The sequence below is a fragment of the Lacinutrix sp. genome, assembly GCF_029238095.1.
Classification (GTDB): domain Bacteria; phylum Bacteroidota; class Bacteroidia; order Flavobacteriales; family Flavobacteriaceae; genus Lacinutrix.
The window spans coordinates 1-26,203 of the sequence record NZ_JAQWGS010000019.1 but is presented as its reverse complement, the minus strand read 5'-3'; the positions used below and the strand labels follow the sequence as shown (position 1 = coordinate 26,203).

Genomic DNA, 26,203 nt, shown 5'->3' with positions numbered 1-26,203 from the left:
ATTTGAATCAGCAAAGAGAACCATATCAGGAATAGAAGTAGTTAGAATGATAAAGAAAAATCAACTGGTGAACCCTGAAAGTTCAACCTACAAATCATTTATATCATTAGCTTCTTAAAAAATTAAATTAGTTTAAAACTTGATGCTTAATTTTATCAGATGCGACAGAACCCTAGATTAGTATAATTATAAGAATGCGTTTACAGCATATGTGTGAATTCAACTCTTATTTTTAAGTTTCTAAATTCAAAAAAAGCGCTTCAAAAATGAAGCGCTTTTAAATTTCAAAAAAGACTTTTCAGAGAATAGATTTTACAACTTTAATAGTTTAGTGGTTGAAGTTGCTCCTAATTCGTTTTCTATTTGTAATAAATACAAGCCTTTTGAAATATTTTCAATGTTAAAAGATGTGTTTTTTTCAAAATCACCTTCAAATGTTTTAATCAATTTACCTGTGATAGTAAAAATTTTTAAATTTTTAAATTTTCTATTTAGTGAAAATGTGTTAGAAACTGGATTAGGAAATACTTTTAATTTCTTAATCAAATCATAATCTTGGGTTCCTAATGTCTGCGCGTAAATATATTCTGTAGTTGATTTCCAATAAATATTGCTATTTGCTGATCCATTCCAATCATCAGTAAGATATACAGAATAACCAGTTATATTTTGATTGTTTAATGTAATATTAAAAGTTTCAGCTCCATTATTTATTGAAACAGTCATAGTAGTGGCAGCGGTAAGCGTAAATGTAAATGTAAAATCTGCGTACGTTGTAGATCCGCCAATACTAGAAGTGTTTACTGTTCCTCCTGTAGATACAACCTCCCAAGGATCGTTAGCGCCACCATTCCCATTTAAATTTACTTGAACAGCATAATTATTTATTCTCTCTGCCCATGAAGAAGTTGCAGTTGGACTTGATAATAAGGCTAAGCCTATTTGTCCAAACGAAGATTGTGTGGCAGAAACTGTAATTGTAAAGCTATCACCTACTGCCATTGTAGATGCCGTACCTGTTGTTGTACCGTCTTCGGTAAAATTTCTCCAAGCTACAGATTGTTTTGCGCCACCACTATTTGCCCACATTCCAAATTCATCTGTACCATTATCAAAACTACCGCCACTATCTGAAAAAAAAGCATTATAATTTCCAGATTGTTGTGGATAATTAACTGTTGTTTGAGCATTTAAACTTAATGTTAATGCAACAAAAAATAAAAAGTAAAGTTGTTTCATATTAATTTATTATTAGTTTTTTAATTATTGAATTAGTACCTGCTTCAAGTTTTACAACATAAATACCGTTGGATAATTTTGAAACATTAAAATCTGTATTTGGCTGTAAATCTCCTTTAAAACTTAATATCTGTTTTCCTGAAATATCATAAATTGAAATTTTATTAACGGCTTTATTTATTTTAAATGAATTTAAAGCAGGATTAGGATATAATTTAAAAGCATCTACTATATCAAATTCCGAATTGCTTAAAGTTTGCGGAACTGCATTACCATAAATTTTAAATTCTCCTGCTGGAATATTAATTGGACTAGTCGTACTAGTAACATTCAAGGATGTCGTTCCGTTTGGATCCATTAAATCATACCAAGTTCCTGTATAAGGAAAATCTGGAGTTATATTTTGTGAAACAACATCAAAATTTGATAATACTACAACGTTTTTTAATTGTGAAGCAGGAATAGCATCATCATAAATATAAATTCTAGGCGTTAAATTTCCAGAATTAATTGCATAGTCTCCTTCAAAAACTGGTTCGCTAATTTTTAATTCATTAATTCTTGCCCAATCATTATAGATTTGATTTCTATTTGTATCTGTTAACCAACCATCTGTCCATTGTGGTTGTGGTTTTGTGTCTAATTTACAATCACCATCACTACCTCCTGGTTCATTTACACTTCCATTATTACAAGTAAAGATAGAGTTTTCCATACCTAAAGCACCAAAGTGCCAAATCATTTTTGGACCTGGAATAGTTAATGAAACAGCTCCTATTGCAGAGATTCTAGATAAAGCAGTATTTAAATCTCTTACATTATGAGAGCCATTAGAGTTATTACCAAACTGTAGGTTTCTGTACATTGCACGCTCTTCATCATGACTTTCTGTATAGCCAACAAGTCTTGGAGCATTGAAGCCTCTACTAACATGTCCCATACTATTAATATCTGAGTTAGAAGCAAATCCCATAGATAATTGATTATAAGGATTATTCTGTTTTCCCCAAAGCATAATACCTTTAGAAACACTTTCTGTAAGTCTATAATTTGCCCATTCAGTTTCTTCAGTAGCACTACCACCAAATCCTAAATGTTCAAAAATCACATAATGCGTTTCATCTAAAGACCATGAGTAATCTGCATATTGTTTTAAAATTGCTACACGATCTGCTTGGTAGGCATTTGTTTGCGTTTCATTATTTGTAGCATTTTGTGTAAAGCCTTTAGTTAAATCCCAACGAAAACCATCAATTTTAAATTCTTCAATCCAATGTTTAACTACACGTTCTGTATAGTATTGTGTAAGTATTGATTGGTGATTAAAATCTGAACCAACACTATAACTATGTGCTGCTACTTCATTAAAATAAGGGTTTTCGCTACTTGGTTCTCCCCAACCATCTCCATCTGGATCATTCATCCACATTCTATTCATAGGATTTCTACCAAATGCGTGGTTTAATGCTACATCTAAAATTACTGCAATACCATTTTGATGGCATACATCTATAAATTCTTTGAATTTGTTTTCTGTGCCATAAAACTTATCTAAAGCTAGATGAAATGAGGTGTTATAACCCCAACTTTCATTGCCCTCAAATTCCATAATTGGCATTAGTTCGATTGCGTTTACATTTAAATCTTTAAAGTAATCTATTTTATCAATTAGGTCTTGAAAATTTCTATCTCCATCAAAATCTCTAATTAATACTTCGTAGATTACTAAATCTTCTTTTTTAGGTTTTTCAAAATCAGTAACTACCCAAGGATATTGTGTTTGTCCTGTTTGTAAAACAGTTACTTCGCGTTCTTGTCCAGCTGGATATGTTGGTAGGTTCGGATATGTTGAAGCAGGAATATATGGATCATCAAAAGGAGATAAAACTAATGTTGAAAAAGGGTCTGCTGTTTTTACAATGTTAGGTGAATTAGAAATAGGAGTTTGATCTACAACCCAATATTGATATGTTTCTGTTTGACCAGCTGTTAATCCTGTAAGCTCTAACCAAAATTTATCTGACGCTGTATCTTTTTTCATTGCATATGAAGCGTCAGGATTCCAGTTATTAAAACTTCCTGCTACGTAAACAAAATCTTTATTTGGTGCATCTAATACAAGAGTAGCAGTAGTATTACTTGTATAGTTAATTCCGTTTTCTAAATTACTAGGAATTGCTTCGTTTTGGGTTTCATTTACAAGAATTGTAAAATATTTAGTAATAGAAGAACTTCCTTGTGTTACAATTAATTCGCAATTTTTGTTTTCTGTAATATTAGTATAGAAGTAACTGTAGAATGTTGTTGTTTGCGTATTGATAGTTGCTCCATTAGCTTTAAACACATAAGTAGCATTGCCATTAGTGTTTTGAGCTAAAATTTGGGTGTTAGCTCCAGAATTAACTACTACAGTTCCATTATTTTCTGGGTTAATCATTGTTACTTGAAAAGCTCCAACATTAAGAAAAAAGTCAGCACAACCATTTGCTTTAAGCTCTTGGCTTCCATCTTCATTTCTAAACACCATACCCATTTTGGTTGCGTTAGAAGCTTGAGTAGCATTTAAGCTATAATAAGTTTGAGGAGTGATTGTTATACTCCAAGTACCATTTCCATTGTTAGACATTTCTCCAACACCATCATCTTGTCCCCAATTTCCAACCACATTAAAACCCCAAGCATCACTATCATCACCAATACCAGAATGCATATAAACTTTAGTTGGACTATTAAAACCATTACAATCTGTTGCAGAACTATTAATATCAACCGTTATAACAAGAGATTGATTTACTTCAATAGTTGAAGGGTTTGTAGTTACTTGTGCGTTAATAGAGTAACACGTTAAAATAAATATAGCTAGTAATATTTTCTTCATAGTTATTTTATTTAATTCTGATAATAATATAAGAAAAGGCTAAGAGTTAAATTCTAAGCCTTTTCTTTTTAATCATATATAATATTTTACTGTTACTGTATGGATATTACTTTGCCAACAGTGTCTATTGTAAAAGCATAAGATCCTGTTGTACCAGTAAATCTGAAGTTATTATCACCATCCAGTGCATCTTCAAAGTTTGCATCTATAGTGTAACCTTCGCCAATAAAATATGGATAATTTTGACCTGTAGCCCAATCACCTTCTGCTGTAAAAAACCTAAATGTTTCCGCATTCAATAAATTTGCAGTTCCAGAGTAAATACCTTCTCCTGTACATAAAAATTGAATAGGAGTAGTCCATCCCCAACCTGCATCTGGCAAACCAGCTCCAACAGCCCATAATTGATCTAAATCACAATTGCCTGTTGGTTGTGGATCATTTAAAGTTATAGTTTTTGCAACAGTATTAACTTCTAAATAATAGAATCCTGTTGTACCAGTAAATCTGAAATTATTATCTCCATCCATTGCATCTTCAAAATTAGCATCAATAGTGTAACCTTCTCCAGTAAAATAAGGATAATTTTGACCTGAAGCCCAATCTCCTTCAGATGTAAAGAATCTAAAAGATTCATTATTTAATAAGTTTACATTCCATGAATATACATTATTACCAGTACATTGGAGTGATACAGGAGTAGTCCATCCCCAACCTGCATCTGGTAAACCAGCACCTACAGCCCATAATTGATCTAAATCGCAAACTGGACCACTCATATTTGCTGGTATTACTAAATGTAATGCACTTGCAGTCGAGAATACTTCTGTAGTACTATTTGAGCCAACAGAAGCACGAAGTCTAAAGTGTACATCACCATTATCAGGTTCTGGTGTAGCTGGATCATTGTCTAAACCAGCTTCATTAGCATAGCCTAATAAATCTCCAATAGTTAATGTATAAGAATTTTCTGAAGTTGAACCTACAATTTCCATATCAGTAAAATCACCAATTATTGATTTTTGTAATTCGTAATTAATGTTAGTTTCAACTCCAAAATCTGCTGCGTCCCATGTGAAACGTTCTCCTAGATTTCCTGAAGTTGAAGGAGTTAAAATATATTCACCTAAAAAGGTGTTAGAAAAATTGAATTCTCCCGGAGCTTGAGCTACATAAGTCAATTCGCTATCATCATTTGTACATGAGTTAAAGCCAATTAAACTTACTAGTAATAGAGCTATAATTTTTATTTTTTTCATTGTATTATGTATTTATTAGTATCCTTGGTTTTGTTGTAAGTTCGGGTTTGTAGAAATAGACGTAGTTGGTATTGGGAAAATATTTCTAAAAGCACTACTAGATGTTCCTCCTGGTTGGTTGGCTTTAAATGGCCACAGGTAGTCACTAGTTGTAAAATAGTTATACCTTATTAAATCAGTACGTCTTTGTCCTTCCCAATATAATTCTCTTGAGCGTTCATCTAAAATAAAATCTAATGTTAAATCTCCAGAATTAATATTTCCAGAAGTTCCTCCATATGCTCTAGTTCTTAACTCATTTATTTTTGTAACTGCTAAATTCATATCACCACCACCACCTCTAAGCAAAGCTTCTGCATAGTTTAAATATATTTCTGCTAAACGAATTAATGGCAAATCTGAATCTACAAAATCACCACCAGAATCACTTCCTTGGTTTCCATTAGAGTCTACATTTTTAAATTTTGTTACTGCATAACCATTATTAAATGGTGGAATGTTTTCTATTTCTAAACTTTGACCATCGCTATGAAACATACCTCTTTGATCTGAAGTTGCAAAAACTTCTGTTAATTCATAGGTTAAAGCATCTAGATCTAAAGTAATAAGGTAAGTACCTGCTGTAACAGGTATGTTTCCACCTCCAGCTTCTAGAGTACCATCTTGTGGATCATCATCACCATAGTTATTTCCCCAATCTTCATTAAATCTAAATTTTAAAAAACCATCTGTTAATTCTGCATATAAAGAGTATTGATTAGTTGCAGTTTCAAACATTTCTGTGTCTGGTCCTCCCCAACCATTAGGAGTACCGTCTCCAACAATTCCCCAATCAGATTGTGTACCACCAAGACTACTGTTTAAAGTAGTAACATCTATATCTAATACTTCAAATTTTTCAACTAATTTGCTGGTGGTTCTTAAACCTCCCCAGCCTCCATTTACTCCAAACTCTGTAGGATTCATAGTTCCTCCTATGGAAGCATGTACTAAAAAAGTAGTTCCTCCATATGTTTGCGATTGTAAACCATCAAAATTTAAAGCGAAGATAAATTCATTTTGAGCTCCATTACTATCATTATCTGCTAAGAATAATTCATCATAAGCAGTTCCGTTACCATTAGCATCAGTCATATTTATGGCATAAGATGAATTTATTACGTTATTTGAAAAAGTAACACAATCTGTGTATTTATTTTCTCCAATCCAAACTTCTGCATTTAAATACAATTTAGATAATAATGCCCAAGCAGCTACTTGATCTACTCTACCATACTCATTGGATGCTAATAAAAGGTCTTGAATTTCTAATAGTTCTGTTTCAATAAATGTAAAAATTTCAGAACGACTACTTTGTAATGGTAAATCTGTTGAAATTATAGTAGTTAAAGGAACATTAGCATACAAATCTACTAAGTTGTAATATGCAAAGGCTCTTAAAAACCTAGCTTCTGCTATGTAAGCTTGTACCACATCGTCTGATAAATTTGAAGCATTACTAATAAAAGAATTACAAAAAGATACTTCTTGCGCTAAACGGTTATACATTGCTTCAGAGAAATCGTTACTTGATGACCAATACATACCATGTAAATCTGGCAAACCAGGATCTCCCCAGCCTACAACTGCGTGATCTGTAGTTAACTCATTTAAATTAAATAACATTCTTGAATATTGCGAAAAACCTTCATCAATATCTGCAATATCTGGTTGTCCTGCAGGCCCTTGTTGTCCTGTTAATGCTAAACTTGCATACAATTTAGCTAAAGCACCTTTAGCTTCTGTAGCATTTGCAAAAACATCTTGTTCCGTAAAGCTATCTGGATCAGTTGGGAACTGATCTAAATCATCATGGCATGATACCATAAACGATGCAATAGCAAACATTAAAATTATTTTTTTCATTTTATTTTTCATTTTTTTAAAAATCAATATTAACTCCAAGTACAAAAGATCTTGGTCTTGGATAAAAGTTATTATCTATTCCGCCAGTAATTTCAGGATCTAATCCTTCATAATCAGTAATTGTCGCAACATTCTGTAAAGAACCATAAACTCTAAGTGTAGTATTTTTTATTGCTTTATCAAGCGTATACCCTAAAGTTATATTATCTATTTTAAAGAAAGAAGCTTCTTTTACAAAATGGCTACTTAATAGATTTCCTTCTGTAGTTTCTTGAAAATCAGTAACTAAGTAATCTGCATGTAAATTAGTTAAAATATTATTATCTGTCGCTCTTCTTTTATATGCATTACTAGAGGCTACGTTATCGTAAGCATAGTTACCTATGTTTGCTCTGGTTTGCATACTGAAGTCCCATTTTTTGTAACTTAAATTAGTGTTTAAGCCCATAATAATATCTGCATACGGATCTTTGTAGATATACTTATCATCATCATTTATTACATTATCACCATTTCTATCTACATAAGCGCCTTCAATTGGTTTTCCATTAGTATCGTACACTTGCTGGAACACATAATAACTATTTGGGGTTTCACCTTCTCTATGAATTTGCACATTATTACCTACCCCACCACTTATTCCTCCTGTAGGTTGATCAAAAGGTAAGTTTGTAATGGTATTATCATTAAATGAAATATTATAATTTACAGACCATTCTAAATCATCTGTTTGAACAGGAATAACATTTAAAGCTACTTCTATACCTTTGTTTTCCATATCTCCAATATTTTTATCTACCCTGTTACCAAAGTTTGTAAACGGATCTACAGATGCAAAAGCTATTAAATCTTTAGTTTTCTTAATGTAAGCATTTACAGATCCTGTTATTCTTCTGTTAAGAAAACCATAATCTAAACCTGCATTAAAAGTGCTACCAACTTCCCATTTTAAATCTTTATTTAATGGTTCTGGTCTATAAGTTTGTAAAAAAGAAGAACCAAATTGGTAATTTGCAGTAGATTGACTTGCATTATAACGTGTTAGAAATCTATAATCACCTAAACCGTTTACGTTACCTACTTCACCATAACCTACTCTTAATTTTAATTCATTAAAAAATGAATCATTCATAAAATCTTCTTTATGAATATTCCATGCTGCTGCTAATGATGGAAAATATCCCCAACGATCATCGGGATTTAGTTTAGATGAAGCATCTGCTCTAAGTGTTGCTGTTAAAAGGTATTTGCTTTTAAAGTTATAATTTAAACGCCCAAAATAAGATAATAAAACATTTTTAGATTTATCTATAAATTCAAAATCATTACCATCTTCTTCTTTTTCACTATCATAACTAAAATTGTCAAAATCGAAAGCTTGATAAGAATAACCAACTACCATTGTTATATTATGCGCATCTTTAATAGATTTAGTATACGTTAAATAAGCATCAAACAATTCGTTATTTGCTTCTTGTCTAAAGGTTGTTTTTGCTCCATTAAAGGATTGGTCTGTAGTTTGAATATTTTCCTGTGTAATCCTTCTTCCATGACTGTTAGACTTGTCTATACCAACATTAACTGTGGCTGTTAAATCTGGAAAAAAGTGTAATTTATAATCAAATTTTGCATTTCCAATAAAACGTCTTACTTCTGCAGTATCTTTAATTAGGTTTAATAATGATACTGGGTTAGAAGGCGAAAGTGGTGCTTGTGTATATAATGGTAATCCAGTTACAGGATCATTTCCTCCTTGTAGTACATACCAACCATTATAACCACCGAATTGTGATACAATTGATGGATCATTACTATATACAGATTGTGTAGGATCAAAAGAAATTGCATTTCCAATAGCTCCTCTATCTGCAAATGTATTGTCTGTGTATGAACCTCTAACATTTAGCTCAACTTTTAAATGATCATCTAAAAGTTTAGGAGTAAGGTTTAGTGCAGCTGTTGTTCTTTGAAAATTATCACCCATTAATATTCCATCATGGTCAGAGAAACCTATAGAGGCTCTCATTGGTACGCCAAAAATACTACCTAAAGCACTTAAGTTGTGATCCTGACCAAAAGCTGCAGTATAAATTTCGTCTTGCCAATTTGTATTTGCAGTACCTAATTTAGCAATTGCATTAGCATCATTTGTGCTATTAATTAAATCTCTAAATTGAGAAGCTGTAAGTAAATCTACTTCATCTACAGGATTATGTACAGTTGTAGAAGAATTTAAATTGAATTTAAATTCTGAATCTTTACCTTTTTTAGTTGAAATTAAAATGACACCATTAGCTGCTCTTGAACCATAAATAGCTGTTGCTGAAGCATCCTTTAAAACAGTCATACTTTCAATATCGTTTGGGTTAATCAAGTTTAAAACATTTCTTGAACCACCAACACCTCCATCGTTTAACGGAATTCCATCTACAACAATAAGTGGATTGCTAGATAATTGTAAAGAACCATTACCTCTTATTCTAATAGTTTGTCCTTCTCCTGGAGCTCCACCACCAGAGGTTACAGATACACCTGCAACTTTTCCGCTGATTAACTGCTGCGCGGAAACTATTGGACCTTTGTTAAAATCTTCAGATGTAACTAAATCTGCAGCTCCTGTTAAATCTTCTTTTTTTACAGAACCATAACCTATAATTACAACTTCATCTAAAGTTGCGGCATCTTCTACCATTGTAACATCAATTCTAGATTGATTAGTGTAAGTTATTTCTTGCGTAAGATAACCAACGTAAGAGTATACAATTACATCTCCATTGTTAATCTCAAGTATATAGTTACCATCAAAATCGGTAGTTGCTCCTTTGGATGTGTTTTTAATAATAACATTAACCGAAGGTATGGGTAAGTTAGATGCTTGTTCTATAACTGTTCCAGAAACTGTACTTTGTGCAAGTAAAACAGTTGGCAAAAACAGTAAAGCTAATAGAAGCCTTTTAAAAATTGTTTTCATACAATAATATTAAATTAGTTTAAATTTTAAATGTATATTTTTACTTCTCAGGGATAAATCTATATAAATAAAACATTAAATATTATAGAAGCCTTAATTTTAAAGGTTACGCAAACGTTTTCGTGTTGACAACTTTTTTAAATACTGAGGTTTCTTCAAATTAAAACGAAAATTTCTACTCTTTTTAAGATAATATGGGTTGATTTTAGTAATTGAATAATAAAAGCTTGTATTTTTGAGATTATTATAACCACTAGCTACCAAAAATGAAACGAAAAGTTACCTTAAAACAAATAGCCAGAGAGTTGGATGTGTCTATTTCTACGGTTTCAAAAGCCCTAAAAAACAACAAAGAGATTAGTGAAGACACTAGACAAAAAGTACAAGCATTTGCCAAACTTTACAATTACAGACCTAACAATATTGCGCTTAGTTTAAAGAATAGACAAACAAAAACTATTGGTGTAATTATACCAGAAATAGTACACCATTTTTTCTCTAAAGTAATTAGAGGAATTGAACTAGTTGCTAATAAACGTGGTTATAATGTTATTGTTGGTTTGTCTAATGAGTCTTTTGATAAAGAGGTTATTAATATGGAAATGCTTGCCAATGGTAGTATAGATGGATTTATACTTTCTATTTCTAAAGAAACATTACTACAACAAGATTACCATCATTTTATTGAAACCATAAATCAGGGAATGCCTATAGTTATGTTTGATCGTATAGTTAATGAAGTTAATTGCGATAAAGTAATTGTAGATGACTTAAAAGGTTCTAAAAAAGCCGTTAATAAATTAATTTCTAGTGGTTGTAAACATATTGCAATAATTACCACAAGAGATTATGTTAGTGTAGGCAAACTTAGAACACAAGGCTATTTAGAAGCACTAAATGAAAACCTTATATCTCCAGAATCTGATTTAATTTTAAAAGTTGAAAATGATGCTATTTCTGACAATGATTTATTACAACTTGAAAAAGAAATAGAAGATTTGTTTAAAAAAAATAAGAATATTGATGGTGTTTTTGCAGTAAACGAATTTTATGCATTAGCAGCAATGAAGGTTTTAAGAAAACTAAAAAAGAAAGTGCCAGAGCAAGTACAAGTTATAGGTTTTACAGATGGCGTTTTATCTAGGCATGCAACGCCAAGCCTTACTACTATTAGTCAACATGCACAACAAATGGGTGAAAAATCTGCAGAATTATTAATAAATAATTTAGAAAGAGAAGATGAAGAAGATTACTTTAAAACTGTAGTTATTGAAACCGAATTAATAGAACGAGAATCCACCAAATAAAAAATAATACACAAGATATTTAAAAACTTTTATATATTTACACCAAAATCAAAACTTATATTTTTACTTCTCACCTTAAGTTTTGATGAGTAAACAGCTTGTCAGAATAGTATTAATTTAAACATACTATTAATGAAAAAGCGCGCATTAGGTTTTTGGGAAATCTGGAACATGAGTTTCGGTTTCTTATGAATTCAATTTGGATTTGCACTACAAGGAGGCTTCATGTCTCGAATATTTCAAACCCTTGGAGCAGAAAAAGATGCCATTCCATTATTATGGATTGCTGCACCTTTAACGGGATTACTTGTACAACCAATAATTGGTTATTTAAGTGATAGAACTTGGCATCCTAAATTAGGACGAAGACGACCTTATTTTCTTATTGGAGCAATACTTAGCTCTTTAGCTTTATTTTTTGTTCCACATTCTCCAGCACTCTGGATGGCTGCAGGATTTTTATGGATTCTTGATGCTTCCATAAATATTTCTATGGAACCTTTTAGAGCTTTAGTAGCTGATAAACTTCCAGATTCGCAACGGTCTTATGGTTTTGTAGTACAAACCTTAATTATTGGTATTGGTACTTGGATTGCAAGTAATTTACCATGGATGGTTTCTAAACTTGGTGTTAGTAATTCTGCAGCTTTAGGTGTTGTACCAATGTCTGTTAAAGTAGCATTTGCTATTGGTGCTTTTGTCTTTTTAGCAAGTATATTATATACCATTTTTACAACTACGGAGTATCCTCCTGAAGACATGGAAGAATTTGCAAGAGAAAAAGCAAAGAAAAATCAATTCATTCCTGATATTTTAAATAATATAGGAAACATGCCATTAACCATGAAAAAGTTAGGGCTTATTCAATTCTTTTCTTGGTTTGCATTTTTTACTATGTGGAGTATGGCTAATCCTGCACTAACAGAACATGTGTTTAACACTCCAGCTCCAGTTAAAAGCGCTTATGATATGGCTAACACAGTACAAGCCGAAGCCTTTAATGTGGCTAATACAGCATTTCAAGAATCCTCAAATTCAGTAGGTTCAGCAATGGGAGTTTATGGTTTATCGTCTATGGTATTTGCATTACTATTAGTCTTTTATACTTCAAAACGAAGAATAAATAGAAAGCTGGTACACATGGCTTCTCTAATTTTAGGAGGTTTAGGTTTCTTACTTATGAGCTATACTTCACCAGAAAATTTAAAGTGGTGTTTTGTATTAATTGGCTTTGCTTGGGGAAGTATTCTCTCCATGCCTTACGCTATGTTATCCAGTTCTGTAGACCCAAAGAAAATGGGAGTAATCATGGGAATATTCAATATGTTTATTGTAATCCCTCAAATTATTGCTGCTTTAGGCGGAATTAATTTTGTGTCAGGTTTATTGGGTGAACAAGCTATAAATGCAATGACAGTTGCAGGAATAAGTTTAATAATTGCAGGACTTTGCAATTTTCTTATTACAAATAAAAACGCGATTACCTATCAAACTGAAGACATTTAAAAAATGAGTAAAAAAGGATTCATATTCGATCTTGATGGTGTCATTGTAGACACTGCAAAATATCACTTTTTAGCATGGAAAAAGTTAGCTAAAAGTATAGGTGTAGATTTTACCGAATCTCAAAACGAACAACTTAAAGGAGTGAGTAGAGTAAAATCTTTAGAAAAGATTTTAGCTTGGGGAAATAAAACAATTTCTCAAGAGGAATTTAATACTCTCATGGCAAAAAAAAACGAAGACTATTTAAGCTTTATTGCTACAATGAATGAAGATGAAATTCTTCCAGATGTGCCTAAAACGTTAAATTATTTAATTGAAGAAAAGCAACCTATTTCGTTAGGTTCTGCAAGTAAAAATGCGAGAACCATTTTAAAAAAAGTAAACTTATATAAAAAGTTTGATGCCATTGTAGATGGTAATGATGTTAGTAAAGCAAAACCAGATCCAGAGGTGTTTTTAATTGCTGCAAAACTATTAGAAATAAAACTGGAAGACTGTATTGTTTTTGAAGATTCTGTAGCAGGAGTTCAAGCAGCAAATACAGCAAAAATGGTTTCTATAGGTATAGGAGAAAAAAACGTGCTTCACGAAGCAGATTATATATTTAAAGACTTCACAGAAATATCAGAGGAGTTTTTAATGGATTTAATAAAAAGAAAATAGAGAATAAAAAGATTTGAGTCTAGTGTTGCGAAGAGGCAATTTTTACTCTTGATTCTTTTTTCTAAAAAGAAATAAATGAATTTAGATTATATACAACCAAATAATTGGTCCATTATTGAAGAAGGCTTTCATGCAGGAAATGTTAAGGCATCAGAAAGCATATTTAGTATTGGAAATGGTGCAATGGGACAACGTGCTAATTTTGAAGAGCAGTATTCTGGACCAACATTTCAAGGTAGCTATATTGCAGGTGTTTACTATCCAGACAAAACGCGAGTTGGTTGGTGGAAAAATGGGTATCCAGAATATTTTGCAAAAGTACTTAATGCTCCAAACTGGATTGGTATTAACGTACTTGTAAATAATGAACAATTGGACTTATTTACCTGTAAAGAAGTAAAAAACTTTCGTAGAGAATTAAATATGAAAGAAGGTTGGCTATCTAGAAGTTTTGAGGCTACGCTTCCTAATGATATAGAAGTTAAAGTAACTACAAAACGTTTTTTAAGTTTAGATTTAGATGAAGTTGGTGCAATTAATTTCAACATTATACCATTAAATAGTGATGCAGAAATTACATTTCAACCCTATTTAGATTCTGGTATTACAAATGAAGACGCTAATTGGGATGATAAGTTTTGGGATACACAACATGTAAGTCACGAAAATCACCAAGCTTTCATTCAAGCAAAAACAATGAAAACAGATTTTTATACGTGTACGTTTATGGAATCTAAAGTTTTTATTGATGGAAAATCCGTTTTAATTCAACCAAATATTAAAGCAGATGCAAATTATGCATCGTTTAGTTATAAATATGATGTAAAACAAAACGAAACCTATACTATTCACAAATTTGGTGGTTACACAGTAGATAGAAATCACGATAAAACAACTTTAGTTTCTACAGCAAAAAAAGCATTAAAAAGTGCAACAGATTTAGGGTTTAACACCTTGTTAGAAAATCAAAAGAATGCCTGGAAAAACATCTGGAAAATGTCAGACATTACAATAGATGGAGATGTAAAAGCACAACAAGGAATTCGTTTTAATATTTTTCAATTAAATCAAACCTATTTAGGTACAGATTCGCAATTAAATATTGGACCAAAAGGTTTCACTGGCGAAAAATATGGAGGAAGTACCTATTGGGATACAGAAGCATATTGTATTCCATTTTATATGGCAACTAAAGATCAAAAAGTTGCTAGAAAATTATTAGAATATCGTTATAATCATTTAGAAAAAGCCATTGAAAATGCCAAAAAATTAGGCTTTAAAAATGGAGCAGCTTTATATCCAATGGTAACTATGAATGGCGAAGAATGCCACAATGAATGGGAAATCACCTTCGAAGAAATTCATAGAAATGGAGCCATAGCTTTTGCTATTTATAACTATTACAGATATACAGGAGATTATAGTTACATGCCAGAAAAAGGACTAGAGGTACTTATTGGTATTGCACGTTTTTGGCAACAAAGAGCAACATTTTCTACTGCAAAAAACAAGTATGTAATTTTAGGAGTTACAGGACCAAATGAATATGAAAATAACATAAATAACAATTGGTACACAAACTATATTGCGCAATGGTGTATTAAATATGCTTTAGAAAATATTGCTAAAATAGAAAATGAATTTGCTTCAGATTATAATAGAATCATGAATAAAGCAAAACTTTTTAAAGCAGAATTAGAACAATGGAAAGCTGTTGCAGAAAATATGTATTTTCCGTTTTCCGAAGAAAAAAATATCTACTTACAACAAGATGGTTTTTTAGATAAAGAATTAATTACTGTAGCAGATTTACCAAAGTCTGAAAGACCAATAAATCAAAAATGGTCTTGGGACAGAATCTTGCGTTCTCCATATATTAAACAAGCAGATATACTTCAAGGATTTTATCTTTTTGAAGATTATTTTACAGATAAAGAATTAGAAAGACATTTCGATTTTTACGAACCATTTACAGTTCACGAAAGCTCACTTTCTCCTTGTGTACACAGTATTCAAGCAGCAAAGTTAAATAGAATGGATCAAGCTTACACCTTTTATTTACGCACTTCTCGTTTAGATTTAGATGATTATAATCATGAAGTAGAAGAAGGTTTACATATTACATCCATGGCTGGAACCTGGATAAGTATTGTAGAAGGTTTTGGTGGTATGCGTGTAAAAGAAAATACTTTGTCTTTTTCACCAAGAATTCCAAAACAATGGAAAGCATATTCATTTAAAGTAAATTTTAGAAATCAAATAATAAAAGTAAATATCAATCAAAACGAAACCAAGTTTGAATTAGTAGGAGATAATAATTTAGAGATTTTGGTGAACAATAAAAAAATAACAATAACACCAAATGATCTAGTAACTGTTTAATGACATGAAATTTTTAACCAAGTTTTTGTTTAGTCTAGTATTTGTGTTTGCATTTTCTTGTAAACAAAAAAAAACTACGCTTAAAGTTGCTGTTACTAATACTAAATTAGAACTTGTAGAGCCTCCACATTGGTGGATTGGTTTTAAAGATACTAGTTTACAATTGCTGGTAAAAGAAGATAATATTGGAGCCGCAACTCCAGATATTTCTTATGCAGGAGTTACTATAAAAAAAGCCCATAAAGCAGATAGTCCTAACTATTTGTTTATCGATTTAGAGATTGATGAAAACACAAAATCTGGAAAATTTGATATTGTTTTTAACTTTAAAGATGGAACTAAAAAAACACATACATACGAGTTAAAATATAGGGAACGAGACGCAGACGAATACCAAGGTTTCAATAGTACAGATGTTATTTATCTAATTACACCAGATAGATTTGCCAACGCTAATCTTGCTAATGATAAAGTTAAAGGATTGTTGGAACAAGAAGTTAATAGAAATCATGATTACAAACGTCATGGAGGAGATATTGCAGGAATTACAAAACATTTAGATTATATAAATGAAATGGGTTTTACGCAAATTTGGTCTTGCCCATTACTTACAAATAATATGAAAAATTCCTCGTATCATGGCTACGCAATAACTAATTTATATGAAATAGATCCACGTTTCGGGACTCTAGAAGATTATAAGGAGTTATCTGCAAAAGCTAGAGAAAAAGGTATTGGTTTAATTATGGATCAAGTTGCTAATCATTGTGGTTTAGAACATTGGTGGATGAAAGATTTGCCTTTTAAAGATTGGGTTAACAATCAAAAAAACTACGAAGAAAATAAAGATAACTGGAATTGGGAAAAGAATATAAATTCAAACCATAGACGTACTACTAATCAAGATTCTTATGCATCAGAAATTGATAGAAAAGGAAATAATGAAGGTTGGTTTGTAGCAGATATGCCAGATTTAAATCAGCGAAATCCGTTTATGGCAAACTATATTACTCAAAATAGTATTTGGTGGATAGAAACTGCACAATTAAGTGGTATACGTCAAGATACCTATCCTTATCCAGACAAAGATTTCATGAGTAATTGGGCAGGAGCAATTAGGTATGAATATCCTGGTTTTACAATTGTAGGCGAAGAATGGAGTTACAACCCATTACTTGTTGCATATTGGCAAAGTGGAGCAAATAATAAAGATGGTTATGAGTCTAACTTAACAGCTACCATGGATTTTCCTATGCAGAAAAATATCATAGATGCATTAAGTGAAAAAGAATCTTGGGATACTGGTTTAGTAAAAATGTACGAAGGTTTAGCAAATGATTTTATCTATGCAAACCCTAAAAATATTATGGTCTTTTCAGACAATCATGATATGAGTAGAATTTACACACAGTTTAAAGGAGATATTACTAATACTAAAATGGCATTAAGTTATATGCTTGCCTTACCACGAATTCCGCAAATATATTATGGCACAGAAATTTTAATGAATGATTTTGAAAAACCTGGAGATCATGGTTTAATACGTACCGATTTTCCTGGAGGTTGGCAAGGAGATTCTGTAAATGCATTTACAGGAGAAGGTTTGAACAATGATCAAAAGGATATGCAATCTTTCCTTAAAAAAGTATTGAACTATCGTAAAACAAGTGATGCAATTCATGATGGTGAAACAGTTCATTTTTCGCCATTCATAGGAACCTATTTTTTATTCAGAATTATAGAAAAAGAAACAGTAGTAGTCATAATTAATAAAAATGATGAACCTATAACCATAGATTTAAAGCGTTATGTAGAAGTTGGACTTAACGGAAAGACTTTAAAAAATATTATTACTGGAGAATCATTTGTTTGGAAAGATGACATTGTTTTAAAAGATAAAGGAGTTTTAATGTTAACGACAAAAATATAGTTTCTAAAAAGGAAATTAAAATGAAATCATATTATCTAATATTTGTAATTATAACTTTTATGTCTTGTTCTAAAGACAAGGTTAGTAGTGATGTCATGCCAATTCCAGATTCAACAACATTTATTAGTTCAGTAGATTTATCTTCTTTACCACAAATAGAATCTGTCAATACTGTTTTTTATAATTCAAACAACCAAGAAGAAGATATACTAACTACTCTAAAAAATAATGGTGTAAATACTATTAGGTTGCGCATTTGGCATAATCCATCTACAAATCATTCTTCTTTTCAAGAGGTTAAAACATTTGCAGAGCGTATAAAAAGCAAAGGTTTAAAAGTATGGCTTTCTGTTCATTATTCAGATACTTGGGCAGATCCAGGAAATCAAGTAACACCAGCTGCTTGGCAAGGCGAATCTTTTAACTCTATAAAAGATAATCTGTATGATTATACAAACAATGTAATGTTAGAAATACAACCAGATTTTATTCAAATTGGTAATGAAATCAATTCTGGATTTTTATTTCCTTATGGAAACATTAATAACAACGAAACCCAATTTATAGATTTATTATCTACAGGAATTCAAGCAGTTAGAGATAATTCAAATACTACAAAAATTATAATGCATTATGCAGGATTAGAAGGATCAAATTGGTTTTTCAATAAACTAAACACTTTAGATTATGATATTATTGGGCTTTCTTATTATCCTATTTGGCATGGTAAAAATCTAAATGAATTACAGTCTACAATTACAAGTTTAGGCACAACTTATAATAAACAGGTAATTATTGCAGAAACTGCGTATCCTTTTACATTACAATGGAATGATTTTACAAATAATATTGTTGGTCTTGAAGAGCAATTAATTTTGCCAGACTATCCTGCAACTCAACAAGGACAGAGAGATTATTTAGCAAAAATTAAAGAAATTATAGTTGCAACAAATAATGGAATTGGTTTTTGTTATTGGGAAGCTGGTTATGTAGCATTTCAAGGTTCAAATGCAACAAATGGGTCGCCTTGGGAAAACCAAGCGGTTTATGATTTTGATAATAAAGCATTACCAATACTTAATGAATTTAATAACAACTAATTAGATGCATAAAAAATTATTGTTTTATATAAGTTTCTTATTTATCCAAAGCATATTTGGGCAAGTTACTTTTGTTATTGATGATTTACCTGAAAATACTCCAGAAAACGTATCTATCTATATTTCTGGTGATTTTGAAGGTTGGACTGGTGGAAATGAATCTTATAAATTAACTAAAAAGAACAATGCCTTTTTTATTACAATTCCTAAAAAAGAAAATGTAATTAGTTTTAAATTCACACGAGGTTCTTGGGATACTGTTGAAAGAGATAGTAAAGGCAACCAAATAGATAATCGTAATTATAAATTTGAAAAAGAAAACGATACAGTTTCTGTTAAAATAGCAAGTTGGGACAAAAGCGATGACCTTCCAAAATCAACACGAGCAGAAAATGTATTTATTTTATCTGAAGATTTTAAAATTCCACAATTAAATCGAGAACGTCGTGTTTGGATGTATTTACCTCCAAACTATAAGTCTGCTAATAAATCGTTTCCAGTAATTTATATGCATGATGGTCAAAACCTTTTTGATTCTAGTACATCATATTCTGGAGAATGGTCTGTAGATGAAACTCTAAATAGATTATACAAAGATGGCAATGCAAGTTTTATTGTTGTTGCAATTGATAATGGAAAAGATAAAAGGTTAGATGAATATTCACCTTGGAAAAACCAAAAATATGGAGGAGGAGAAGGTGATGCGTATTTAGAGTTTATAGTAAAAACACTAAAGCCTTATATAGATGCCAATTACAAAACACTAAAAGATAAAGAAAATACAGCAATTATTGGTAGTTCCATGGGTGGATTAATTTCTCATTATGCAGCATTAAAATACCCAAATATTTTTGGTAAAATAGGTGTCTACTCTCCAGCTTTTTGGTTTGCTCCAGAAATCAACGAGTTTTCTAAATTAAATGGGAATATCCAAGACACTAAAATGTATTTTTTAGCTGGCGGAAAAGAAGGAAATAATTCAGGTTTTAGTGAAATAAGTCAGACTGTTACAGACATGAATAGCATGATGACTGTTTTAAAAGAAAGTGGTTTTCCTACTAAAAATATACAATCAAAAGTAGTTCCAGAAGGCAAGCATAATGAAGAACTTTGGCAAAATAATTTTGAGGAAGCAATAACTTGGCTATTTAAAGATTCTTTCAAAAAAAGAGAATTTATTGCTGCCGAATTTAAGGACAATCAATTACAAGTAAATGTTTCAGACGGAACCTATAATATTCAATTTTACACACCAAAAATTACAGAAACCACATTTCTTCCAACTGGAGAAACTGTACTTTTTAATAAATCGCATGCAGTTGTTTTAAACAAAGCTTTTTCAGATGTAACTTATAAGGAAGATGGCGCAAACGTGACATTTAATTCTAAAGATTTATCTGTTAAAATAAGCAAACAACCTTTTAAAATTTCCTATTGGTTTAAAGGAAAAGAAATCACTTCAGAAAGAAATGGCTATCAAAAAACAGATGCATTTGAATCTATTCAATTCAACTTAACTCCAGATGAGGTTTTATATGGTGGAGGAGCTCGTGCTTTAGGAATGAACCGAAGAGGTAATCGTTTAAGATTATACAACAAAGCACATTATGGTTATGAAGAACGTAGTGAGTTAATGAATTATACAATACCGTTAGTCTTATCTTCAAAAAAATATGCTGTGCATTTTGATAATGCTCCAATTGGTTATCTAGATTTAGACAGTAAAAAGGATAATACTTTAACCTACGAAACCATTTCTGGAAGAAAAACTTATCAAGTAATTGTTGGTGATTCTTGGTTAGATTTAATAGATAATTACACCAATTTAACAGGAAAACAACCATTGCTACCACGTTGGGCTTTAGGTAATTTTTCTAGCCGATTTGGTTACCATTCACAACAAGAAGTAGAAGAAACGGTTCAAAAATTTAAAGACGAAGAAATTCCTTTAGATGCTGTAATTATTGATATTTTTTGGTTTGGAAAAGACATTAAAGGTCACATGGGAAATTTAGAGTTTTTAAGAGATTCGTTTCCTAATCCAAAACAAATGATTAAGTCTTTAAATAACAAAGGTGTAAAAACGGTTTTAGTTACAGAGCCTTTTGTTTTAACCACTTCCAAACGTTGGGAAGAAGCAGTTAGTAAAGATGTTCTAGCAAAAGACTCTATTGGTAATCCTTATACTTTCGATTTCTATTTTGGTAATACAGGACTAATAGATATTTACAACCCGAAAGGAAAAGCGTGGTTCTGGAACATTTATAAAGATTTAGCAGATCTTGGTGTAAAAGGAATTTGGGGAGATTTAGGCGAGCCAGAAGTGCATCCTTCTAATTTATTACACGCAACAGGAACTGCAGATGAGGTTCATAATATTTATGGTCACGATTGGGCAAGATTAGTTAGCGAAGGCTACAAAAAAGATTTCCCAGACCAAAGACCATTTATTTTAATGCGTTCTGGTTCTTCAGGATCACAACGTTTTGGGCTTATTCCTTGGTCTGGCGATGTCAACAGATCTTGGGGAGGATTACAAAGTCAAACCGAAATTGCACTACAAATGGCAATGCAAGGCTTGGGTTATATGCATAGTGATTTAGGTGGTTTTGCGGGAGCAAATCTAGATAATGAGCTATATACACGTTGGTTGCAATATGGTGTTTTTCAACCTATTTACAGACCACATGCGCAAGAAGAAGTTCCTCCAGAACCTGTTTTTAGAGAAGAAAAAACCAAACAATTAGCAAAACAATCTATTGAGTTACGTTATAAATTACTACCTTATAATTACACTTTGGCATTCGAGAATAGCCAAAAAGGAACGCCTTTAATGCAACCTGTGTTTTTTGAAGAAAGTGATAATCTAGAATTACTTCAAAATGCTTCAACCTATTTATGGGGAAATAATTTTTTAATCACACCAATTGTAAATCCAGAAGTAAAAGAGAAAGAAGTTTATTTTCCTAAAAACAACACGTGGTTTAACTTTTATACAGACAAAAAAATAGAAGGAGGACAAACAAAAACTGTAGACACCAAAGAGAATTCTATTCCAACTTATGTGAGAGCTGGAGCGTTTATTCCAATGGCTAAATTGGTGCAAAGTACAGAGGATTATTCCCTCTCAAATTTAGATTTACATTATTATCATGACACATCTATTACACAAAGTAAAGGACAAGTATATAATGATGATGGTATTACACCAAATGCTTTTGAAAAAGGCAAATATGAATTGCTGCATTTTAAAAGTGAAGCTTGTAAAAAGAGTTTAGAAATTGCCTTTAAAGCAGAAATTGGAAACCAATATACTTCTCAAGAAAAGCAGATTAATTTAATAATTCACAATATTGGTAAAACGCCAAGATATATTAAAGTAAATGGAAAACGAAAAATGTTTGATTTGAAAAATCAAGGAAAAAATATTGTAATTCCTATAACTTGGAATACTTCAAAAGAAATAAAAGTAAAAATTAAATTTTAAAACCTATGCATAAAATAAGCGCCATTTTACTTTGTATTCTTTTAGCAAGTAGTTGTAAATCGGATAAAGTCATCAATAAACAGGATGTAGCAATTTTGGATGCAAAAGTAACAGATGTACCTTTTGTTTGGGAATCTGCCAATCTATATTTTTTATTAACAGATCGTTTTAATAATGGAGATAAATCTAATGATATTAGTTATAATAGAAACAAAGAAACAGCAGTTTTACGCGGTTTTGAAGGAGGCGATTTAAAAGGAATTACGCAAAAAATTGAAGAGAATTATTTTACCAATTTAGGCGTTAATGCTATCTGGATGTCACCAATTGTAGAGCAAATTCATGGTAGCACAGACGAAGGTACTGGTAATACTTATGGATTTCATGGCTATTGGACAAAAGATTGGACCAATATTGATGCTAATTTAGGAACCAAAGAAGATTTAAAAAATTTGGTAGAAGCTGCACATAAAAAAGGCATCAGGATTTTACTAGATGCAGTTATTAATCACATAGGACCAGTAACAGATCAAGATCCAGTTTGGCCAAACGATTGGGTAAGAACACAACCACAATGTACGTACGATAATTTTGAAAACACAGCAACTTGTACTTTAGTAAAAAATCTTCCAGATGTTAAAACCGAGAGTAACAAAGACGTAGAATTACCTCCACATTTAATAGCTAAATGGAAAGCAGAAGGACGTTACGAACAAGAACTAGCAGAATTAGATGCCTTTTTTAAAAAAACAGGACATCCAAGAGCACCTCGTTTTTATATCATGAAATGGTTAAGCGATTACATTACAGATTTTGGTATTGATGGTTACAGAGTAGACACAGTAAAGCATGCAGAAACGTATGTGTGGCAAGAGTTTAAAGAGGTTTGCGATATCGCTTTCGCGGAATTTAAACAGAACAATCCAACTAAAATTTTAGATAATAATAATTTTTATTTAGTAGGAGAAGTTTATGGTTATGGCATTTCCTCAGGAAAAGCTTATGATTTTCCTGATAAAACAGTGAATTACTTTAATAATGCTTTTAATAGTTTAATTAATTTTGAATTTAAGTGGAATGCTGCACAAAAATCATATGAAGAACAGTTTAATCGTTATAATACGATATTAAGTAAAGAGTTAAATAATTACGGAATTTTAAACTATTTAACTTCTCATGACGATGGACAACCTTTTGATAAAAATAGAGAAAAACCGTATGAAGTAGCAACAAGATTATTGCTTTCTCCAGGAACCTCTCAAATCTATTATGGAGATGAAACCGCAAGAGACTTAACAATAGAAGGTACAGTTGGAGATGCAACGCTACGTAGTTTTATGAATTGGGAAGAAATCCCTCAAAAACAAGACCTTTTAATTCATTGGCAAAAGCTAGGGCAATTTAGACGTAACCATCCTTCAGTAGGAGCTGGACAACATAAAATGATTAGCGAAAAACCTTATGTTTTTAGCAGAACCTATTTAAAAGGAGATTTTAATGATGCCATTATTATTGGTCTTGACCTACCAAAAGGAAAACAAACAATTAACGTATCTACTGTTTTTAAAGATGGAACTCAGGTGAAAGATTTTTATTCCAAACAAATTATAGAGGTTAAAAACGGAACAATTACAATAGAAGCTGATACAAATATCATTTTAATAGAAAAACTTAAATAAGCATAGCCATGAAAAAATTAATTGCACTAGTATTCTTAATAACAATTATTGCTTGTAAAAAAGAAGTAAAGCAAACAGAAGCAAATTCAGTTTTAGAAGAACAAACAGAATTAAAACCTATTTCTGCTAAAGATTTAGAAACAGCTATTATTTACGAAGCTAACATTCGTCAATATTCAAAAGAAGGTACTTTTAAACAGTTTACAAAAGACATTCCGCAGCTAAAACAATTAGGAGTAAAAGTAATATGGCTAATGCCAGTTTTTCCTATCTCGCAAACCAAAAGAAAAGCAACAGGTGGTGATTTTGCATCAAAAATTGAAGATCCAAAAGAAAGAGCAAAAGCATTAGGTAGTTATTATGCAGTATCAGATTTCAAAAAAATAAATCCAGAGTTTGGAACTATAGAGGATTTTAGAAGCTTATTAAAAACTGCACATAAAAATGGAATGTATGTTATTTTAGATTGGGTTCCAAATCATACAGGTTGGGATCATACATGGCTAAAAACCAACCCGGAATTTTATACAAAAAACGCAATAGGCGAAATTACAGACCCTTTAAACGATGATGGAACTTCAGTAGGTTGGGCAGATGTTGCAGATTTAAATTATGATAGCGAAGGATTAAGAAAAGCTATGATTGAAGACATGCTGTACTGGATTACTGAAGAAGGAATTGACGGTTTTAGATGTGATGTAGCAGGATCTGTTCCTACAGATTTTTGGCAAGAAACTATTCCGCAATTAAGAGCTAAAAAAGACATTTTTATGTTAGCAGAAGCTTGGGAACCAGAATTAATGAAAGGTGATTTATTTGATATGGCTTATGGTTGGGATAGACACCACACAATGAATCATATAGCTAAAGGTGAAAAAGACGCGACAGCATGGACAGCAACAACTCAAAAAGATGCAGAGCGTTATGAAGCAGATGATATTTTAATGAATTTTATTACCAATCATGACGAAAACTCTTGGAATGGAACCGTAAAAGAAAGAATGGGAGATGCAGCAGAAGCTATGTTAGCACTAAGTTACGTTGCACCTGGAATGCCTTTAATTTATTCAGGACAAGAGTATGATATGAGTCATCGATTAAAGTTTTTTGAAAAAGATGAAATTATACGTAAAAAAGGGAAAACGTGGCCAATTCTTGAAAAACTAGGAAAGCTTAAAAATACAAGTTCAGCTTTACATGTTGGAAAAAACGCAGCTAAATATAAACAGTTGCTAAATAATAACAAGAATGTATTAACATTTGAGAGACATAAAAATGGAGTTTATGTAACTTATATTGCTAATCTGTCAAACAAAGAACAGACACTTAACGTGCCAACCGTTGGTGAGTTTATTGATTACATGAAAAATGAAAAATTAGAATATAAAGATGGTGAAATAGTAACTTTAAAACCTTGGGAATATAAAATACTAATAGATTAAACATCTAAACCATGAGAAAGGCTTTATTTTTATGTTGTTTTTATTTTTTATGTAATACAACTTTTGCGCAAGTAGCTATTGGTGGTTCTGTCGCATCTAATGTAAGGAAAAATCAAATTTTTTAAATTTACAACAAAAAAGATGTTCAAAGGGCACTGTTTTCCTAAAGCAATCATATTACAAGCTGTTTACTTCAAATTAAGGTTTAGTCTTAGCTATAGAGATGTAGAAGAACTTTTATCTATCAGAGGAGTCAAAGTTGATCATGCTACTATTCAACGCTGGGTATTCAAATTCACACCCCTTGTAGAACCACAATTCAGAAAGAGAAAAAAATTAGTTGGAAAAAGGTGGAGACTAGATGAAACCTATATTAAGGTAAAGGGTGAGTGGAGATATTTATACAGAGCAGTTGATAAAGAAGGGAATACTGTAGACTTTTTGTTAACTAAAAG

At 31.4% G+C, this 26,203-nt stretch carries 15 protein-coding genes; 10 read left to right on the top strand and 5 right to left on the bottom strand.

Annotated elements, in window-relative coordinates:
• Positions 1-312: 312 nt before the first annotated feature.
• The 5 genes from P8H50_RS05095 to P8H50_RS05075 all read right to left on the bottom strand — a co-directional run bounded on the left by P8H50_RS05095 (position 313) and on the right by P8H50_RS05075 (position 10,252).
• Positions 313-1,239: a T9SS type A sorting domain-containing protein gene (locus P8H50_RS05095; RefSeq protein ID WP_300206273.1), complete on the bottom strand. Its 927-nt coding sequence runs from the start codon at positions 1,237-1,239 to the stop codon at positions 313-315.
• Position 1,240: 1 nt separating this feature from the next.
• Complete coding sequence (locus P8H50_RS05090) at positions 1,241-4,117, bottom strand: alpha-amylase family glycosyl hydrolase (RefSeq protein ID WP_300206271.1); 2,877 nt, start codon at positions 4,115-4,117, stop codon at positions 1,241-1,243.
• Between the two features lie 92 nt (positions 4,118-4,209).
• Positions 4,210-5,376, bottom strand: a complete 1,167-nt coding sequence (locus tag P8H50_RS05085) for a SusE domain-containing protein (protein ID WP_300206268.1) — start codon at positions 5,374-5,376, stop codon at positions 4,210-4,212.
• A 15-nt stretch (positions 5,377-5,391) separates the two neighbouring features.
• On the bottom strand, positions 5,392-7,281 hold the full coding sequence (locus P8H50_RS05080; protein ID WP_300206266.1) for a RagB/SusD family nutrient uptake outer membrane protein: 1,890 nt from the start codon (positions 7,279-7,281) through the stop codon (positions 5,392-5,394).
• A gap of 16 nt (positions 7,282-7,297) precedes the next feature.
• A complete protein-coding gene (locus P8H50_RS05075; protein ID WP_300206264.1) occupies positions 7,298-10,252 on the bottom strand; it encodes a TonB-dependent receptor in 2,955 nt (984 codons plus the stop codon).
• 266 nt (positions 10,253-10,518) lie between these two features.
• Here P8H50_RS05075 and P8H50_RS05070 point away from each other — a divergent pair, with 266 nt between their 5' ends.
• The 10 genes from P8H50_RS05070 to P8H50_RS05025 form a co-directional block, all read left to right on the top strand.
• A complete protein-coding gene (locus tag P8H50_RS05070) occupies positions 10,519-11,559 on the top strand; it encodes a LacI family DNA-binding transcriptional regulator (RefSeq protein ID WP_300206262.1) in 1,041 nt (346 codons plus the stop codon).
• A gap of 192 nt (positions 11,560-11,751) precedes the next feature.
• The gene (locus P8H50_RS05065; protein WP_300206275.1) at positions 11,752-13,065 is read left to right on the top strand and encodes an MFS transporter; all 1,314 of its coding nucleotides are present in this window, start codon (positions 11,752-11,754) and stop codon (positions 13,063-13,065) included.
• Between the two features lie 3 nt (positions 13,066-13,068).
• Positions 13,069-13,728: a beta-phosphoglucomutase gene (pgmB, locus tag P8H50_RS05060; RefSeq protein WP_300206260.1), complete on the top strand. Its 660-nt coding sequence runs from the start codon at positions 13,069-13,071 to the stop codon at positions 13,726-13,728.
• A gap of 75 nt (positions 13,729-13,803) precedes the next feature.
• A complete protein-coding gene (locus P8H50_RS05055; protein WP_300206258.1) occupies positions 13,804-16,110 on the top strand; it encodes a glycoside hydrolase family 65 protein in 2,307 nt (768 codons plus the stop codon).
• Positions 16,111-16,114: 4 nt separating this feature from the next.
• Positions 16,115-18,040 (top strand): glycoside hydrolase family 13 protein, encoded by a 1,926-nt coding sequence (locus P8H50_RS05050; protein ID WP_300206256.1) that lies wholly within the window; start codon positions 16,115-16,117, stop codon positions 18,038-18,040.
• Between the two features lie 20 nt (positions 18,041-18,060).
• Positions 18,061-19,140, top strand: coding sequence for a glycosyl hydrolase 53 family protein (locus P8H50_RS05045; RefSeq protein WP_300206254.1), 1,080 nt, complete (start codon positions 18,061-18,063; stop codon positions 19,138-19,140).
• A 4-nt stretch (positions 19,141-19,144) separates the two neighbouring features.
• The gene (locus P8H50_RS05040) at positions 19,145-22,627 is read left to right on the top strand and encodes a TIM-barrel domain-containing protein (protein WP_300206252.1); all 3,483 of its coding nucleotides are present in this window, start codon (positions 19,145-19,147) and stop codon (positions 22,625-22,627) included.
• Positions 22,628-22,632: 5 nt separating this feature from the next.
• Entirely contained in the window at positions 22,633-24,306 is a 1,674-nt protein-coding gene (locus P8H50_RS05035; protein WP_300206250.1) for an alpha-amylase family glycosyl hydrolase, read from the top strand.
• An 8-nt stretch (positions 24,307-24,314) separates the two neighbouring features.
• The gene (locus P8H50_RS05030) at positions 24,315-25,748 is read left to right on the top strand and encodes an alpha-amylase family glycosyl hydrolase (protein ID WP_300206248.1); all 1,434 of its coding nucleotides are present in this window, start codon (positions 24,315-24,317) and stop codon (positions 25,746-25,748) included.
• Between the two features lie 141 nt (positions 25,749-25,889).
• The coding region (locus tag P8H50_RS05025; protein WP_300206245.1) for an IS6 family transposase at positions 25,890-26,203 on the top strand (314 nt) is incomplete at its 3' end.